Here is a 15,813-nt window from a genome sequence, read left to right as displayed (position 1 = left end):
CCATGCGGATCGCGAAGGCGCGCCTGATCGGACCCGTCGGCAACGAGGCCTATGCCGCGTTCGCCCTGGCGCTCTCCTTCTTCGTCTTCGCCTATTCCTTCCGCTTCGGCCAGGTCTCGATCCTTTTCTATTACGCGCTGTGGCTGCCGCTCGTCGCCCTCGATTACAAGCGGGTGCTCGGCAATTACGCGCGCTATGCGTGGATCTTCGCCTTCGCGCTCTTTGCCTGCCTTTCCGTCTTCTGGTCGCAGGCCCCGGGCACGACGGCGCGTGCCGGCGTGCAATATCTCTCCCACGTCATCTGCGCGCTGATCGCCATGCGCGTTGCCGATACGCGCATGCTCGTGCGCGGCGGGCTGATCGGCACGGGGCTGGTGCTCGCCTATTCGCTCGCCTTCGGCGTCTATCATCTCGATCCGCTCGACGGCACCTACAGCTTCGTCGGCGCCTTCGCCTCGAAGAACCAGCTCGGCTTCTATGCCTCGCTCGCCGTGCTCTTCGCCTTTGCCGCGCTCTTCCTCGGTGTCGAGCGCGGGGTCTGGAAGCTTCTCGCCGTCGGCTGCATCCTCGTCGCGCTCTATTGCCTCAAGGCCTCGCAGTCGGCGACTTCGGTGCTGACCACCGTCGTGATCGCCGGCCTCTGCCTTTCGCTGCGGGCGCTCGAGCGCCTCGCGCCGCGCCATCGCAAGATGCTGTTCCTGTCGCTTAGCGTGCTTGGCGTTCTGGCGATCCTCGCGGCCGCCTATGGCGGCGGCTACCAGATGCTCCTTGCCGCCTTCGGCAAGGACGCGACGCTGACCGGGCGCACCTATCTCTGGCAGCAGGGCATCGAGGCGGCGGGCAGGGCGCCCTTCGTCGGCATCGGCTACCAGGCGTTCTGGGTGCAGGGTTTCGCCGATGCGGAGCGGCTCTGGGCGGATTTCTTCATCGGCACGCGCAGCGGCTTCCATTTCCACAATACCTTCATCGCCACCACCGTCGAGACCGGGCTTGTCGGCTGCCTGCTCCTGACCATGGTGCTCCTCGTCACCCTCGGCGGCCATCTCGGCCGGCTGCTCTCGGCGGCGCGGGACGGGGAGGCGCTGGTGCTCTTCACCGTCGCCGCGCTGCTGACGGTGCGTACCTTCGTGGAGATCGACATCCTCAATCCCTATCACGTCGGCTCTTTCCTGCTCTATTTCGCCGCCGGCAAGCTGGCCGACGGGCGCAGGAGCCCGGCCCGCCAGCCTCTTTCCTATCGGGCGGCGCTCGCATGACGGCGCACAGCCCGCCGGCGGAGAGCCGGGAAACGCTCTACGGTATCCAGTACCTGCGTGCGTTCGCCGCGCTTGCCGTCGTCGTCTTCCATGCCGCCGAGCGCACCGGCCATGCCTTCGCCATCGGCGCGGCCGGTGTCGACGTCTTCTTCGTCATCAGCGGCTTCATCATGTGGGTGATCGTCGAGCGGCGTCCCGTCTCGCCCGGCTGCTTCCTTGCCGAGCGCATCCGCCGTATCGTGCCGGTCTACTGGCTCGCGACGGGCGTGATGGTGGCGGGCGGGCTTGCCGGCCTCTTCCCCAATCTCGTGCTGACGGCCGGCCACGTCGCCGCCTCGCTCTTTTTCGTGCCGGCGCGCTCGCCGAGCAGCGGCCAGCTCTGGCCCGTGCTCGTGCAGGGCTGGACGCTGAACTACGAGATGTTCTTCTACCTGGTCTTCGCCGCCTGCCTGATGCTGCGGCCGCGCATTCGCTTCGCCGTCATGGCCGCGGTCTTCTGCCTGTTGGTCGCCATCGGCCTTGTGGTGAAGAGCGACGCTCCGCTCATCGTCACCTATACGCGGCCGATCATCCTGGAATTCGTTGCCGGCATGGGGATCGCCCGGCTCTGGCTTGCCGGCTACGTTCCGGGTCGCCCGCTGGCGCTCGGGCTGGTCGCCGTCGGCCTTCTGGGCTTCGCGGCCATCGGCATCCTCAGGCTGCCTTTCGATGAATGGACCTGCGGGCCGCTCGCCTGTGCGCTGGTCTATGGCACCGCGGCGCTGGAAAGGCGGGGCGGCGTTCCGCGCCTTTCGGTTCCGGCCCTCCTCGGCAGCGCGTCCTACTCCATCTATCTCTGGCACACCTTCGCGGTCTCCCTTGCCGCAAGGGTGGGCCCGATGCTCGGCTTGCCGGAGGGCGTGACATTCGCCCTGTCGGTCGGCGCCGGTATCGCCGTGGGGATCGCGGGCTACTCCCTGCTCGAACGTCCCCTCTTGCGGCGTGGCCGGGGCGGCGCGGCGGCCGCCCCGGCTGTTTCGATCCCGGTCAGCCGAGAACCGACTTCACGGCGTCGGCCGTGGCCTTTACCACGATATCGGCCTCCTCTTTCGTGAGGCAGAGCGGCGGGGCGAAGCCGAGGATATCGCCCTGCGGCATGGCGCGGCCGATGACGCCGCGCTCGGCAAGGGCGGCGGCGACTTGCGGGCCGACCTTGCGGGCCGGATCGAAGAAGGCGCGGTCGTCCCTGTCCTCGACGAATTCGATGGCGGCCATCAGTCCGTCGCCGCGCACTTCGCCGACATGCCTGTGGTCGCCGACGGCCTTTGCCAGCCCGTCCCGGAAATAGGCGCCGGTGGAGCCGGCGTTCTCGACGAGGCCGAGTTCGTCGATGAGTTCGAGATTGGCGACGCCCGCCGCCGCGCAGATCGGATGGGCCGAATAGGTCCAGCCGTGGCCGATGGCGCCAAGCTCGTCCGAACCCTTCACCAGCACGTCCCAGACCTTGTCGGAGACGATGGTGCCGGACAGCGGCGCGTAAGCCGAGGTGAGGCCCTTGGCGATGGTGATGAGCGCCGGCTTCATGCCGTAATGGTCGGAGCCGAACATGGTGCCGAGGCGCCCGAAGCCGGTCACGACCTCGTCGGCGACGAGCAGGATGTCGTACTTGTCGAGCACGGCCTGGATCTTCTCCCAGTAGCCCTTCGGCGGCGGCACGATGCCGCCGGTACCGAGGATCGGCTCGCCGATGAAGGCGGCGACCGTCTCCGGGCCTTCGGCGAGGATCATCTCCTCCAGCTTGTCGGCGCAATGTTGCGAGAACTGCTCCTCGTCCATCGCGCGGTCCGGCCGGCGGAAGAAGTAGGGCGCTTCCGTGTGCAGGATCGGCGCGCGCGGCAGGTCGAAGGCGTTGTGGAAGAGGTGAAGGCCGGTCAGCGAGCCGGTCATGACGCCCGAGCCGTGATAGCCGCGCCAGCGCGAGATGATCTTCTTCTTCTCGGGCCGGCCGAGGATGTTGTTGTAGTACCAGATGAGCTTGATGTTCGTCTCGTTGGCATCCGAGCCCGAAAGGCCGAAATAGACGCGGCTCATGCCGTCCGGCGCGCGGTCGATGATCATCTTGGAAAGGGTGATCGAGGCTTCCGTGCCGTGGCCGACATAGGCGTGGTAGTAGGCGAGGTTCTTCGCCTGGCTTGCAATGGCGTCGGCAATCTTCTGGCGGCCATAGCCGACGTTCACGCAATAGAGGCCGGCAAAGGCGTCGAGGCTCGTCTTGCCGTTCGTGTCGGTGATGTAGACGCCCTCGCCGCCGCCGATGACGCGGGTCGGCGTCTCGCCGCGGGCGTGCATGCCCATATGGGTGGAGGGATGGAAGAAGTGGTCGCGGTCCCAGGCGGTGAGTTCGTTGCGTCTGTCGGCCATGGTCTTTCCTTTCGAGGTCGGTTTATTTCAAGCCGTACACCCTTTACCTCCGTCATCCTCGGGCTTGACCCGAGGATCCATGCGGCACCCGGGTTGTGGATCCTCGGGTCAAGCCCGAGGATGACGTGGGAGAGTCAGGCAGCGGTGTCGATGCAGAGATACTTGAGTTCGGTGAAGGCCTCCATGCCGTGGCGCGAGCCCTCGCGGCCGAGACCGGATTGTTTCCAGCCGCCGAAGGGGATGGGGCCGCCGGTGATCTTCACCCGGTTGATCGCCACCATGCCGTATTCCAGCGCGCGGGAAAGGCGCATCTGCCGTGCGCCGTTCTCCGTGACGACATAGGCGACGAGGCCGTATTCGGTGTCGTTGGCCCGGGCGATCACCTCTGCCTCGCCGTCGAAGGCGGTGACGGCGGCGACGGGGCCGAAGGTTTCCTCGCGCATGATCAGCGCATCGTCCGGCACATCCACCAGCAGCGTCGGCTCGTAGAACAGCGGGCCGGTCTTGTGGCGTTTGCCGCCGGCCAGCAGCTTCGCGCCGCGTTTCAGCGCGTCGGCCACCTGCTCCTCCACCTTGGCGATGGCACGCTCGTGCATCAGCGGGCCGATCTCGCTGCCCGGCTCCAGGCCGGGGCCGACCTTCAGCGCCGCGATACGCGCCTCGAAGGCCCTGGTGAAGGCGGCAAGCGCCGGGCGCTCGACATAGATGCGGTTGGCGGCAAGGCAATCCTGGCCGGAGGTGGCGAACTTGGCGTTGACCGCGATGTCGGCGGCCCTGTCGATGTCGGCATCGGCAAAGACGATCAGCGGCGCGTGGCCGCCGAGCTCCATGACGAGGCGCTTCATGGTCGGGGCGCTCTCGGCGGCGATCCGCCGGCCGATCTCCGTCGAGCCGGTGAAGCTCATCGCCCGAACGCGCGGATCGGCATTCATGCGGCCGACGATGGTGGCCGCATCCCCCGTCACCACATTGAAGACGCCGGCCGGAAGCCCCGCGCGCTCACCGAGTTCGGCAAGGGCGAGGGCCGAGAGCGGCGTCTCGCTCGAAGGATGGGCGACGACGGTGCAGCCGGCGGCGAGCGCGGCGGCCGCCTTGCGGGTGATCATGGCGGAGGGGAAGTTCCACGGTGTGACGATGCCGACGACGCCGAGCGCCTCGCGCCGCACGATCATCTCCGCGCCGGGCAGGTGGCTGGTGACGCTCTCGGCATTGAGGCGCTTTCCTTCCTCCGCGTACCACTCGATGAACGAGGCGGCGTAGTCGATCTCGCCGCGGGATTCCGCCAGCGGCTTGCCCTGTTCCAGCGTCATCAGCAGCGCGAGGTCCTCGCGCGCCTCCAGCATGAGGGCGTGCCATTTGCACAGGATCGCGGTGCGCTCCTGCGGCAGCCTGTCCCGCCAGGCGGGAAAGGCCTCTGCGGCCGCATCGACGGCTTGCGCCGTCTGGTCGCCGTCGAGGGCCGCGACATGGGCGAGCGTGGCGGCGGAGGCGGGGTCCGTCACCGGGAAGCTGCTGCCGCCGCGCCCCGCCACCCAGCGGCCGCCGACATAGGCGAGCTCGCGCAGCAGATGGGGATCGCCGAGCCGGGCAAGGGCTTCGTGGAAGACGGTTCTGGCAAATACGGCGGTCATGGCGGCCTCCTCTGGCTGTCGGACGGAGTCTGCCAGAGGGGCGGGCGTCAGATTGTCTATTGGCGGGGCCGGCCGCAGAGACTTTGGCCAAAGGTGCGGGGCGCCGTAGACAATCTCTCTATTCGGAAGAGGGCAGCAGCGTCGGAAGCGGCAGCACAGTCTCCTCCTTCACCGTCTTGGTGACGATGTAGGTGAAGTAGCGGTCGATGCCGAGGTCGCGGTCGAGCAGGCCGTCGACGAGGCGCTGGTAGGCGTCGATATCGGCCGCCATGATCTTCAGGATGTAGTCGACGCCGCCGCCGACGGACCAGCAGGCGACGATCTCCGGCGTTGCCGCCACGGCGCGCTCGAAACGGTCGAAATCGGCCTGGCGGTGATTGGCGAGCGTCACTTCCATCAGGACGCTTGCGACCGGGGCGAGGCGCCGCACCGCGACCCGCGCATGATAGCCGGTGACGATGCCCGCCTTTTCCAGCTTGCGCAGGCGCAGCCAGCAGGGGGTGGGCGAAAGGCCGGCCCGCTCCGCCAGCGCCAGCTTGGTGATGCGTCCGTTCTCCTGGATCGCTTCCAGGATGCGCAGGTCGATGGCGTCGAGTTTCATGCGGGTCGCCCTCCGGGCGGGGATCATGTCAAAGCAGGGAAAAAGACAATGGAAAGCCATTTTGGCGTTGTCAATTGAACTGAATTTGCGCAGTGTTGAAATCATGACAAGTTGGCGACCAGATATATCCCAATTGCGCCGGCCGGCCTACCTCTCCCTTGCCGAGCAGATCGCCCGCGCCATCCAGGAAGGCTTGCTGGCGAACGGCGCCCGCCTTCCGACCCATCGCAAGCTCGCCGACGATCTGAAGCTCTCCGTCCAGACCGTCAGCCGCGCCTATGACGAGCTGATCCGCCGCGGGCTGATTTCCGGCGAGATCGGCCGCGGTTCCTTCGTGCAGACGCGGCCGAAGGAGCCGGAGCCGCCCTACCTGCCCGAACGCCTCGGCGAGCTGGTGGACCTTTCGATCCTGAAACCCGTCTGCGAGCAGATCCACCTGGAGCGCATGCGCGAGGCCTTCGGCTGGCTTGCGGAGAACCTGCCGTCGAGCTCGGCGCTCTCCTTCCGGCCGAACATGGTCTTCCCGCGCCACCGCAAGGTCGCCGCCGAGTGGCTGGCGCGCTGTGGGCTCGACATCTCGCCGCTCAACATCAACCTCACCAACGGCGCGACGTCCGGCATCACCACCGCGCTGATGAGCGTCGCCCCGCCCGGCGCGACCATCGCGGCGGAGGCGATCAGCCACCACACGCTGGTGCCGCTGTCCAGCTATCTCGGGCTACATCTGGAGGGCCTGCCGATCGACCGTGACGGCATGATCCCCGAGGCGCTGGACGAGGCCTGCCGCAAGGGCGTCATCCGCGCCGTCTTCCTCCAGCCCTCGGTGATCAACCCGACCGCGACGCTGATGAGCGCGGCGCGTCGGCAGGCGCTTGCCGAGGTCGCGCGGCGCCACGATATCGCGATCGTCGAGAACGATATCCTCGGCCCCCTCGTCGAGGGCGGCACGCCGCCGCTCGCCGCCTTCGCGCCGGAACGCACGCTCTACGTCACCGGCTTCACCAAGATCACGGTGCCGGGGCTGCGCATCGGCTATCTCGCCGCGCCCGACCGCTATGTCGCGGCCGTCGCCAACCGCCACCTCGTCTCCAACTGGATGGCGACGCCCTCCATCGCGGAGATCGCCACGCGCTGGGTCGGCGACGGCACGGCGCTGGAACTGGTCAACTGGCAGCGCCGGGCGCTCGCGGTGCGCCACGCCATCGCGGAAGAGGCCTTCGCGGGCCTGCCCTACAACGCTCATCCGCAGAGCCTGCATGTCTGGCTGCCGCTGCCGGAAGGGCACAGCGAAGAGGGGTTCGTCTCGCAGGCGCGCCTTCGCGGCGTCGCCATCGCGCCGGGCTCGTCCTTCCGCACCTGCGGCGAGAGCTGGCACCCTGCCGTGCGCATCTCGCTCGGCTCGACCAGCGAGCAGGACCTGCGCACGGGGCTCGGCATCCTCGCTTCGCTCGCCAGCGGAAGCCCGGAGGCGCTGCTGCTCGCGATCTGACGGAATTGCCCATCAAACGGGCGCCCGAAGAATAATTGTCATGATATTATTATTCGGATTGACATGATTTTGATCGCCGCGCATCGTTAGGCCATCACTTGTCTCAGCAGGGAGAGACATGCATGGCCGCACCCATCATCCGCATCGACAACATCGTGAAGCGCTACGGTCCGCTGACCGTGCTCGACGGTCTGTCGATGGAGGTGCTGCCCGGCGAGAAGCTCGCCCTCATCGGCCCGTCCGGCTCCGGCAAGACGACGATCCTGCGCATCCTCATGACGCTGGAGACGATCAGCGACGGCCATATCGAGGTCGACGGCGACCAGCTCTACCACATGCCGAAGAACGGCAGCCTCGTGGCCGCCGACGACCGGCACCTGCACCGGATGCGCGAGAAGATCGGCATGGTCTTCCAGCACTTCAACCTCTTCCCGCACAAATGCGTGCTCGACAACGTCACCCTCGCGCCGATGCTGACGAAGGGCGTGGCGCGGGCGGCGGCGGAGAAGCGGGCGATGGAGCTTCTCGACATGGTGGGCCTTGCCGACAAGGCGAAGAGCATGCCGGCCCAGCTGTCCGGCGGACAGAAGCAGCGCGTCGCCATCGCCCGTGCCCTCGCGCTCTCGCCGAAGATCATGCTCTTCGACGAGGTCACCTCGGCGCTCGACCCGGAGCTGGTCGAGGAGGTGCTGAACGTCATGCGCAAGCTTGCCGCCGAGACCGACATGACCATGCTGCTCGTCACCCACGAGATGGGTTTTGCCCACGACTTCGCCGACCGGATCCTCTTCTTCGACCGCGGCAAGATCGTCGAGGAGGGCAAGCCGGACGAGATTTTCCGCAATCCCAGGCAGGAACGCACGCAGGCCTTCCTGCGCAAGATCATCGCGGCAGGGCACCGCGTCTGAGCGACATCCGTCGCCGGAAACAAGGCCCCAAGCAACAACCAAGGACAGCCAGAGGAGTTCGCAACCATGACGATCAGGAAGTTTTTGACCATGGCCGCCGGTGTCGCCGCGCTGGCGGCAAGCGTTTCGGTCATGCCGGCCGCTGCCGACGACAGCAAGCTGGAGGAGTTGAAGGCGCAGGGCTTTGCCCGCGTCGCCATCGCCAACGAGCCGCCCTTCACCGCCGTCGCCGCCGACGGCAAGGTCTCGGGCGCGGCGCCCGACGTGGCGCGCGAGGTCTTCAAGCGGCTCGGCGTCGCCGACATCGTCGCCTCGATCTCGGAATACGGCGCGATGATCCCGGGCCTTCAGGCCGGCCGCCACGACGTCATCACCGCCGGCCTCTTCATGAAGCCGGAGCGCTGCGCGGCTGTCGCCTATTCCGAGCCGATCCTGTGCGATGCCGAGGCCTTCGCGCTGAAGAAAGGCAATCCGCTCGGCCTCAAGAGCTACAAGGATATCGCCGACAATCCGGATGCCAAGATCGGCGCGCCGGGCGGCGGCACGGAAGAGAAGCTGGCGCTGGAAGCCGGTGTGCCGCGTGACCGCGTCATCGTCGTGCCGGACGGCCAGAGCGGCCTGAAGATGCTGCAGGACGGCCGCATCGACGTCTATTCGCTGCCGGTCCTCTCCATCAACGACCTCGTCTCCAAGGCGAACGACCCGGGCATCGAGGTCGTGGCCCCGGTCGAGGGTGCACCGGTCTATTGCGACGGCGCGGCCTTCAAGAAGGGCGACGAGGCGCTGCGCGACGCCTTCGACGTGGAGCTTGCCAAGCTGAAGGAAAGCGGCGAGTTCGCCAAGATCATCGAGCCCTACGGCTTCTCCGCCGCCGCGGCTATGTCGACGACGCGCGAAAAGCTCTGCGCGGCGAAGTGATAGGGGGAGGCTCGGCCCCTCATCCCGCTGCCGCGACCTTCTCCCCGTAAACGGGGAGAAGGGGCTGGTGGCCCGGGCTTCCTTCCATCGGGTTCGATCGTCGGGAAGTCCATGCCTGTTCGTCCTTCGCCCCGTTTACGGGGAGAAGGTGCCGGCAGGCGGATGAGGGGCTTTGTCCGTTGACGCTAACTTGGAACACACCATGACCGACTGGTCCGGCTACATAGGTCTGATCCTGCAAGGCGCGCTGGTGACGGTGGAGCTGACCGTCATGGGCTCGGCGCTCGCCGTGGTCATGGCGTTCCTCGCCGGGCTCGGGCGGGTCAGCCGTTTCATGGCGGTGAGGGCGCTCGCCACGACGTATATCGAGTTCTTCCGCGGTACCTCGATCTTCGTCCAGCTCTTCTGGGTCTATTTCGTGCTGCCCTTTGCCGGGGTCACGCTGTCGCCGCTGCAGGCGGGCGTGCTGGCGCTGGGGCTCAATGTCGGGGCCTATGGGGCCGAGGTGGTGCGCGGCGCGGTGAAGGCCATCGGCCGCGAGCAGCGCGAGGCCTGCATCGCGCTCAACCTGACGCGCGGACAGGCGATGCGCTACGTCATCCTGCCGCAGGCGCTTCCCTTGATGCTGCCCACCTTCTGCAACAATGCGATCGAGCTTTTGAAGGGCACGGCCGTCGTCTCGCTGATCTCGCTCACCGACATGACCTTCCAGGCCCAGGTGGTGCGCGCGCAGACCGGTAGCACGCTGATCCCCTTCGCGACGATCCTCGTTCTCTACTTCCTGATGGCGCTCGCCATCTCCTACGCCATGCGCTGGCTGGAGCGGCGCATGACCCGCGGGCTCGACGGCGTGAGGACCTGACGATGGAATGGGACTGGAATTTCGTCTGGCAGATCATGCCGACCCTCCTCGAGGGCCTGAAGATCACCATCCTCGCCACCGCGCTCGGATCGGTCGTCGCCGCCGTCATCGGCCTTGTCTTCGCCATCCTGCGCATGACGGCGCCCAAGCCGGTCGCGAGGGCGACGAGCTTCGTCGTCGAGTTCATCCGCGGCACGCCGCTGCTCGTGCAGCTCTATTTCATCTTCTACGTGCTGCCGGATATCGGCATCCGCCTGCCGGCGCTGACGGCCGGGGTCATCGGCCTTGGCCTCCACTACGGCACCTATGCGGCGGAGGTCTACCGCGCCGGCATCGAGAATGTGCCGCGCGGACAGTGGGAGGCGGCCAAGGCAACGAACCTCACCGGCCGGCAGACCTGGATCCACGTCATCCTGCCGCAGGCGATCCCGCCGATGATCCCGGCGCTCGCCAACTATCTCATCGCCATGTTCAAGGAAACGCCGCTGCTCTCGGCCATCACCGTGCTGGAGCTGATGAACCAGGCGAAGAGCGTCGCCAACAGCAGCTACCGCTATATCGAGCCGATGACGCTGGTGGGTGTGTTCTTCCTCATCATGAGCCTTATCTCCGTCGTTTTCCTGCGCTGGCTGGAAGAACGCTATTCCCGCCTGGAGGAACGCTGATGGACCTGACACTTGCCTCCCGCGCGCCGAGGCTCGACGACCGCCCGCTCGAAAAGCGCGTCGGCCTCATCATCCTTGCGACCGACCACACGAGCGAAGTGGATTTCCAGCGCATGGTGGCGGGCGAGCGGATCGGCGTCTATGCGACCCGCATCCCCTACGCCAATCCGGTGACGCCGGAGAACCTGCGCGCCATGCAGCCCTCGCTGACGGCGGGCGCCGCGCTCATCCTGCCGGACGAGCCGCTCGACGTGGTGATGTATTCCTGCACCTCCGCCTCCGTCGTTATCGGCGATGCGGAGATCGAGACGGCGGTGAAGGCGGCCAAGCCCACGGCGGCCGTCGTTACGCCGACCGCCGCCGCCGTGTCCGGCCTCAGGGCCTTCGGCGCGAAGCGCATCTCCGTCCTCACGCCCTATACGCTTGAAACCAGCCGGTCGATGGCCGACTATTTCGAGGGGCTCGGCTTCGACATCGCCCGCTTCACCTGCCTCGGCCTCACCGACGACCGTGAAATGGCGCGCATCTCGCCGGACGAGATCGTCGCCTTCGCGAAGGAGGCGACGGCGCCCGACAGCGATGCGCTCTTCATCTCCTGCACCGCGGTGCGGGCGGCGGGCGTCGCGGCGCAGATCGAGGCGGCCATCGGCAAGCCGGTCGTCACCAGCAACCTCGCCACCGCCTGGGCGTGCCTGCGCCTTTGCGGCGACGACACGCCGCGGCCGGAGCGCGGGCGGCTGATGACGCTCGCCTATCCGGATATGTAAGCCATGGCGAACCTTCCCGTGACGCTGGCGGAGATCGAACAGGCGGCGCGCCGTATTGAAGGCCGCGTCCTCGAAACGCCTTTCGCCATGTCCGCCGCACTCACCGAGCGCTGTGGCGTGCCGGTCGGCCTCAAGCTGGAGCATCACCAGACGACGGGCAGCTTCAAGCTGCGCGGCGCGACGAACGCGGTGCTTTCGCTTTCGCCGGAGGCGCGGGCACGCGGCGTCGTCGCGGCCTCGACGGGCAATCACGGCCGCGCGCTCGCCCATGCCGCCAAGGCGGAAGGGGCGATCGCGACGATCTGCATGTCGCGGCTCGTGCCGGAGAACAAGGTGTCGGAAATCCGCCGGCTCGGCGCGAATGTCCGCATCGTCGGCCGCTCGCAGGACGAGGCGCAGGTCGAGGTGGACCGGCTGGTCGCGGAAGACGGCCTCGTCATGGTGCCGCCCTTCGATCACCCCGCCGTCGTCGCGGGGCAGGGCACGCTCGGGCTGGAGATCGTCGCGGCCATGCCGGACGTGGCGACCGTGCTCGTGCCGCTCTCCGGCGGGGGGCTCGCGGCGGGCGTCGCCGCGGCGGTCAAGGGACGTTCGCCGAGGACGCGCGTGATCGGCCTCACCATGGAGCGCGGGGCGGCGATGAAGGCGAGCCTTGATGCCGGTCATCCGGTCGAGGTCGAGGAGGTTGAAAGCCTTGCCGATTCGCTCGGCGGCGGCATCGGCCTTGCCAATGAGGTGACCTTCCAGATGTGCCATGCGCTGCTCGACGACGTGATCCTGCTTTCCGAAGCCGAGATCGCCGCCGGCATGCGCCATGCCTATCGCGAGGAGCGCGAGGTGGTCGAAGGCGCGGGGGCGGTCGGCATCGCGGCGCTGCTTTCGGGCCGGCTCGGCCGGCTGGACGGGCCGGTCGCCGTCATCCTTTCCGGCCGTAACGTGGACATGGGCCAGCACCTTCGGGTCGCCAACGGCGGGGAAACGGCATGACGAAGATGAAGATCCTCACCGAGGCGGATCTCCGGCGCATCGTGCCGCTCGACCTCGAAGCCATCGCCTGCGTGGAGGAGGCCTTCCATGCGCTCGCCACGAAGGCCGTCGCCATGCCGCCGATCCTCCGGCTCGACATTCCCGAGCATCGCGGCGAGGTGGACGTCAAGACGGCCTATGTGCCGGGCCTCGACGGCTTCGCCATCAAGATCAGCCCCGGCTTCTTCGACAATCCGAAGCTCGGCCTGCCGAGCACCAACGGCCTGATGGTGCTGTTCTCGACGAAGACCGGCCTCGTGCAGGCCGTGCTGCTCGACAACGGCTATCTCACCGACGTGCGCACGGCGGCCGCCGGCGCGGTGGCGGCGCGGCATCTTTCCCGGCCGGATGCCTCGGTCGCGGCCATCTTCGGCGCAGGCATGCAGGCGAAATTGCAGCTTGAAGCGCTCAGTCTCGTCCGGCCGATCCGCGAGGCGCGCATCTGGGCGCGCGACGTCGTGAAGGCCGAGGCGACGGCGGCGGAGCTGACGGTGAAGCTCGGCTTTCCCGTCCGCGCCGAGGCGGACGGCCGGGCGGCGGTCGACGGGGCCGACGTCGTCGTCACCACCACGCCCTCCGAGGTGCCGGTGCTCCGGGCCGAATGGCTCCAGCCCGGCCAGCACGTCACGGCCATGGGCTCGGATGCCGAGCACAAGAACGAGATCGAGCCCGCCGTCATCACGGGCGCCGGCCTCTATGTCGCCGACAGTTTGAAGCAGACGCGCCGGCTCGGCGAACTGCACCATGCCATCGAAGCCGGCCTGGTGACGGAAGGCGCGGTCTTCCCCGAGCTCGGCGGGATCGTCGCCGGGCGCAAGGCGGGCCGCAGCGGCCCCGACGAGATCACCGTGGCGGACCTGACCGGCACGGGCATCCAGGACACGGCCATCGCCACGCTCGCGGCCGCCCGCGCGGCGGCGGCGCAGGCCGGAACGACATTCGAAAGCTGAGGAAACAGCCATGAAACAAGCGAACCTGAAGTTCTCCAGAGCGGAGTACGACGCGCGCCTTGAAAAGACGCGGAAGGCCATGGAGGCCAAGGGCATCGACGTGCTGATCGCCAGCGACCCGTCGAACATGAACTGGCTGACGGGCTACGACGGCTGGTCCTTCTACGTGCACCAGTGCGTTGTCGTGCCGCCGACGGGCGAGCCGATCTGGTACGGTCGCGGGCAGGATGCCAACGGCGCGAAGTTCACGGCCTACCTCAGCCACGAGAACATCATCGGCTATCCGGACAATTACGTTCAGTCCACCGAGCGCCACCCGATGGACTATCTGTCCGCCAAGCTCGCCGAGCGCGGCCTCGACAAGCTGGTGATCGGCGTCGAGATGGACAATTACTGGTTCTCCGCCGCCGCCTTCGCCTCGCTGCAAAAGCACCTGCCGAATGCCCGCTTCGTCGATGCCACCGCGCTCGTCAACTGGCAGCGGGCGGTGAAAAGCGAGACGGAAATCAAGTACATGCGCAATGCCGCGCGCATCGTGGAGAAGATGCACCAGCGCATCTTCGACAGGATCGAGGTCGGCATGCGCAAATGCGACCTCGTCGCCGAGATCTACGATGCCGGCATCCGCGGCACGGACGGCATCGGCGGCGATTACCCCGCCATCGTGCCGCTGCTGCCCTCGGGCGTCGAGGCCTCCGCGCCGCACCTCACCTGGGACGACCGGCCGATGAAGTCGGGCGAGGGAACGTTCTTCGAGATCGCCGGCTGCTACAACCGTTACCACCTGCCGCTCTCGCGCACCGTCTTCCTCGGCAAGCCGACGCAGGCCTTCCTCGACGCGGAAAAGGCGACGCTGGAAGGCATGGAGGCGGGCCTTGCGGTGGCCAAGCCCGGCAATACCTGCGAGGACATTGCCAACGCCTTCTTCGCGGTCCTCAAGAAATACGGCATCGTCAAGGACAACCGCACGGGCTATCCGATCGGCCTTTCCTATCCGCCGGACTGGGGCGAGCGCACCATGAGCCTGCGCCCCGGCGACAAGACCGAGTTGAAGCCGGGCATGACCTTCCACTTCATGACGGGCCTCTGGCTCGAGGACATGGGCTTCGAGACGACGGAAAGCATCCTCATCACCGAAACCGGCGTCGAATGCCTTGCCGACGTGCCGCGCAAGCTGCTGGTGAAGGACTGAGTCATGCTGGATCGTCCCCTGCGTCCCTCGCCGATCAGCCCCACGGTCGATTTTTCGGCCGAGGGGGTGCAGCACGGCTTCCTGCGCCTGCCCTACAGCCGGGACGATTCCGCCTGGGGCTCGGTGATGATCCCGCTCACGGTCGTGAAGAACGGCGAGGGGCCGACGGCGCTGCTGACCGGCGGCAACCACGGCGACGAATACGAAGGGCCGATCGCGCTCTTCGACCTCGCCCGCACGCTGAAGGCCGAGGACGTGACCGGCCGCGTCATCATCGTCCCGGCGATGAACTATCCAGCCTTCCTTGCCGGCACGCGCACCTCGCCCATCGACAAGGGCAACATGAACCGCAGCTTCCCCGGCGCGCCGGACGGCACGGTGACGCAGAAGATTGCCGACTATTTCCAGCGCGAACTGCTGCCGCTCGCCGACATCGTGCTCGACTTCCATTCGGGCGGCAGGACGCTCGACTTCCTGCCGTTCTGCGCCGCGCATATCCTGCCCGACAAGGCGCAGGAGGCCAAAGCCTTCGACCTCGTTTCCGCCTTTGGCGCGCCCTGGTCGATGAAGATGCTGGAGATCGACGCGGTCGGCATGTACGACACGGCGGCCGAGGAGATGGGCAAGGTCTTCATCACGACAGAGCTTGGCGGCGGCGGCACGGCGACGGCCAAAAGCGCCGGCATCGCCAAGCGGGGCGTTACGAACGTGCTGAAGGCAGCCGGTATCTTAAAGGGCGCGGTCGAGGCGGCCGGGACCACCTGGCTCGACATGCCGGACGGCAACTGCTTCTCCTTTGCCGAGGACGGCGGGCTTCTCGAACCGCTGTTCGATCTGGGAGAAAAGGTCGGGACCGGCGACGTCCTCGCCCGCATCTATCCCGCCGGGCGTACCGGCGCCGAGCCGCTGGAGGTGAAGGCGCGGATGGACGGCATCCTCACCGCCCGCCATTTCCCCGGCCTCGTCAAGCCCGGCGACTGCGTCGGCGTGCTCGCGACCGTCGTGGAATGACGCTCCGGACGGAGCCGCACATGCCGGCTCCGTCCCCTCCGGCTTACCGGATTTCATTACTTGACGCGACTTCGCAAACATCAAACAACTGGATCGCCGCCTGCCCGATGCGGGCGGGCGGCAGATTGCAGTTGAAG

15 protein-coding genes are annotated in these 15,813 nt (G+C 67.3%); 12 read left to right on the top strand and 3 right to left on the bottom strand.

Features of this window, described 5'->3' with window-relative positions:
* Positions 1–2 precede the first annotated feature (2 nt).
* Both ACZ5TO_RS23520 and ACZ5TO_RS23515 read left to right on the top strand, forming a co-directional pair.
* Entirely contained in the window at positions 3–1,256 is a 1,254-nt protein-coding gene (locus ACZ5TO_RS23520) for an O-antigen ligase family protein (protein WP_464801074.1), read from the top strand.
* Positions 1,253–2,350 (top strand): acyltransferase family protein, encoded by a 1,098-nt coding sequence (locus ACZ5TO_RS23515; protein WP_464801073.1) that lies wholly within the window; start codon positions 1,253–1,255, stop codon positions 2,348–2,350. The genes ACZ5TO_RS23520 and ACZ5TO_RS23515 overlap by 4 nt, the downstream gene beginning before the upstream one ends.
* On the opposite strand, the gene ACZ5TO_RS23510 is transcribed toward ACZ5TO_RS23515, so the two are convergent.
* The 3 genes from ACZ5TO_RS23510 to ACZ5TO_RS23500 form a co-directional block, all read right to left on the bottom strand.
* Positions 2,283–3,656 carry an aminotransferase gene (locus tag ACZ5TO_RS23510; protein ID WP_464801072.1) on the bottom strand — a complete coding sequence of 458 codons (1,374 nt, stop codon included), beginning with the start codon at positions 3,654–3,656 and terminating at the stop codon, positions 2,283–2,285. The two genes, ACZ5TO_RS23515 and ACZ5TO_RS23510, sit on opposite strands and share 68 nt — an antisense overlap.
* Before the next feature lie 134 nt (positions 3,657–3,790).
* A complete protein-coding gene (locus tag ACZ5TO_RS23505; protein WP_464801071.1) occupies positions 3,791–5,287 on the bottom strand; it encodes an NAD-dependent succinate-semialdehyde dehydrogenase in 1,497 nt (498 codons plus the stop codon).
* A gap of 118 nt (positions 5,288–5,405) precedes the next feature.
* Entirely contained in the window at positions 5,406–5,888 is a 483-nt protein-coding gene (locus ACZ5TO_RS23500) for an Lrp/AsnC family transcriptional regulator (protein WP_184142624.1), read from the bottom strand.
* A gap of 103 nt (positions 5,889–5,991) precedes the next feature.
* On the opposite strand from ACZ5TO_RS23500, the gene ehuR reads away from it, so the two are divergent.
* The 10 genes from ehuR (at position 5,992) to doeB (ending at position 15,676) form a co-directional block, all read left to right on the top strand.
* A complete protein-coding gene (gene ehuR / locus ACZ5TO_RS23495) occupies positions 5,992–7,377 on the top strand; it encodes a MocR-like ectoine utilization transcription factor EhuR (protein WP_464801070.1) in 1,386 nt (461 codons plus the stop codon).
* Positions 7,378–7,499: 122 nt separating this feature from the next.
* A complete protein-coding gene (gene ehuA, locus ACZ5TO_RS23490) occupies positions 7,500–8,285 on the top strand; it encodes an ectoine/hydroxyectoine ABC transporter ATP-binding protein EhuA (protein WP_184142618.1) in 786 nt (261 codons plus the stop codon).
* A gap of 66 nt (positions 8,286–8,351) precedes the next feature.
* On the top strand, positions 8,352–9,203 hold the full coding sequence (ehuB, locus tag ACZ5TO_RS23485; protein WP_464801069.1) for an ectoine/hydroxyectoine ABC transporter substrate-binding protein EhuB: 852 nt from the start codon (positions 8,352–8,354) through the stop codon (positions 9,201–9,203).
* A gap of 202 nt (positions 9,204–9,405) precedes the next feature.
* Positions 9,406–10,065 carry an ectoine/hydroxyectoine ABC transporter permease subunit EhuC gene (gene ehuC / locus ACZ5TO_RS23480; protein ID WP_184142612.1) on the top strand — a complete coding sequence of 220 codons (660 nt, stop codon included), beginning with the start codon at positions 9,406–9,408 and terminating at the stop codon, positions 10,063–10,065.
* A 2-nt stretch (positions 10,066–10,067) separates the two neighbouring features.
* Positions 10,068–10,730, top strand: coding sequence for an ectoine/hydroxyectoine ABC transporter permease subunit EhuD (ehuD, locus tag ACZ5TO_RS23475; RefSeq protein ID WP_464801068.1), 663 nt, complete (start codon positions 10,068–10,070; stop codon positions 10,728–10,730).
* A complete protein-coding gene (gene eutA, locus ACZ5TO_RS23470) occupies positions 10,730–11,497 on the top strand; it encodes an ectoine utilization protein EutA (RefSeq protein WP_464801067.1) in 768 nt (255 codons plus the stop codon). The genes ehuD and eutA overlap by 1 nt, the downstream gene beginning before the upstream one ends.
* Positions 11,498–11,500: 3 nt before the next feature.
* The gene (eutB, locus tag ACZ5TO_RS23465; protein ID WP_464801066.1) at positions 11,501–12,484 is read left to right on the top strand and encodes a hydroxyectoine utilization dehydratase EutB; all 984 of its coding nucleotides are present in this window, start codon (positions 11,501–11,503) and stop codon (positions 12,482–12,484) included.
* Complete coding sequence (gene eutC / locus ACZ5TO_RS23460; protein WP_464801065.1) at positions 12,481–13,473, top strand: ectoine utilization protein EutC; 993 nt, start codon at positions 12,481–12,483, stop codon at positions 13,471–13,473. Before eutB ends, eutC begins: the two co-directional genes overlap by 4 nt.
* Positions 13,474–13,483: 10 nt before the next feature.
* Positions 13,484–14,665 carry an ectoine hydrolase DoeA gene (doeA, locus tag ACZ5TO_RS23455; RefSeq protein ID WP_184142597.1) on the top strand — a complete coding sequence of 394 codons (1,182 nt, stop codon included), beginning with the start codon at positions 13,484–13,486 and terminating at the stop codon, positions 14,663–14,665.
* A 3-nt stretch (positions 14,666–14,668) separates the two neighbouring features.
* The gene (doeB, locus tag ACZ5TO_RS23450) at positions 14,669–15,676 is read left to right on the top strand and encodes a N(2)-acetyl-L-2,4-diaminobutanoate deacetylase DoeB (protein ID WP_464801064.1); all 1,008 of its coding nucleotides are present in this window, start codon (positions 14,669–14,671) and stop codon (positions 15,674–15,676) included.
* Positions 15,677–15,813 lie beyond the last annotated feature (137 nt).

This window comes from Shinella sp. Sh6 (assembly GCF_055392685.1).
The sequence above is the reverse complement of the archived record's forward strand: the minus strand, read 5'-3'. Positions and strand labels throughout refer to the sequence as shown.

Bases quoted from the DNA above. Each gene is read 5' to 3' on its own strand.
- ehuA (WP_184142618.1), top strand. From the start codon at position 7,500: ATGGCCGCACCCATCATCCGCATCGACAACATCGTGAAGCGCTACGGT.
- ehuB (WP_464801069.1), top strand. From the start codon at position 8,352: ATGACGATCAGGAAGTTTTTGACCATGGCCGCCGGTGTCGCCGCGCTG.
- ACZ5TO_RS23520 (WP_464801074.1), top strand. From the start codon at position 3: ATGCGGATCGCGAAGGCGCGCCTGATCGGACCCGTCGGCAACGAGGCC.
- doeA (WP_184142597.1), top strand. From the start codon at position 13,484: ATGAAACAAGCGAACCTGAAGTTCTCCAGAGCGGAGTACGACGCGCGC.
- doeB (WP_464801064.1), top strand. From the start codon at position 14,669: ATGCTGGATCGTCCCCTGCGTCCCTCGCCGATCAGCCCCACGGTCGAT.
- ACZ5TO_RS23515 (WP_464801073.1), top strand. From the start codon at position 1,253: ATGACGGCGCACAGCCCGCCGGCGGAGAGCCGGGAAACGCTCTACGGT.
- ehuC (WP_184142612.1), top strand. From the start codon at position 9,406: ATGACCGACTGGTCCGGCTACATAGGTCTGATCCTGCAAGGCGCGCTG.
- eutA (WP_464801067.1), top strand. From the start codon at position 10,730: ATGGACCTGACACTTGCCTCCCGCGCGCCGAGGCTCGACGACCGCCCG.
- eutB (WP_464801066.1), top strand. From the start codon at position 11,501: ATGGCGAACCTTCCCGTGACGCTGGCGGAGATCGAACAGGCGGCGCGC.
- eutC (WP_464801065.1), top strand. From the start codon at position 12,481: ATGACGAAGATGAAGATCCTCACCGAGGCGGATCTCCGGCGCATCGTG.
- ACZ5TO_RS23500 (WP_184142624.1), bottom strand. From the start codon at position 5,888: ATGAAACTCGACGCCATCGACCTGCGCATCCTGGAAGCGATCCAGGAG.
- ehuR (WP_464801070.1), top strand. From the start codon at position 5,992: ATGACAAGTTGGCGACCAGATATATCCCAATTGCGCCGGCCGGCCTAC.
- ACZ5TO_RS23505 (WP_464801071.1), bottom strand. From the start codon at position 5,287: ATGACCGCCGTATTTGCCAGAACCGTCTTCCACGAAGCCCTTGCCCGG.
- ehuD (WP_464801068.1), top strand. From the start codon at position 10,068: ATGGAATGGGACTGGAATTTCGTCTGGCAGATCATGCCGACCCTCCTC.
- ACZ5TO_RS23510 (WP_464801072.1), bottom strand. From the start codon at position 3,656: ATGGCCGACAGACGCAACGAACTCACCGCCTGGGACCGCGACCACTTC.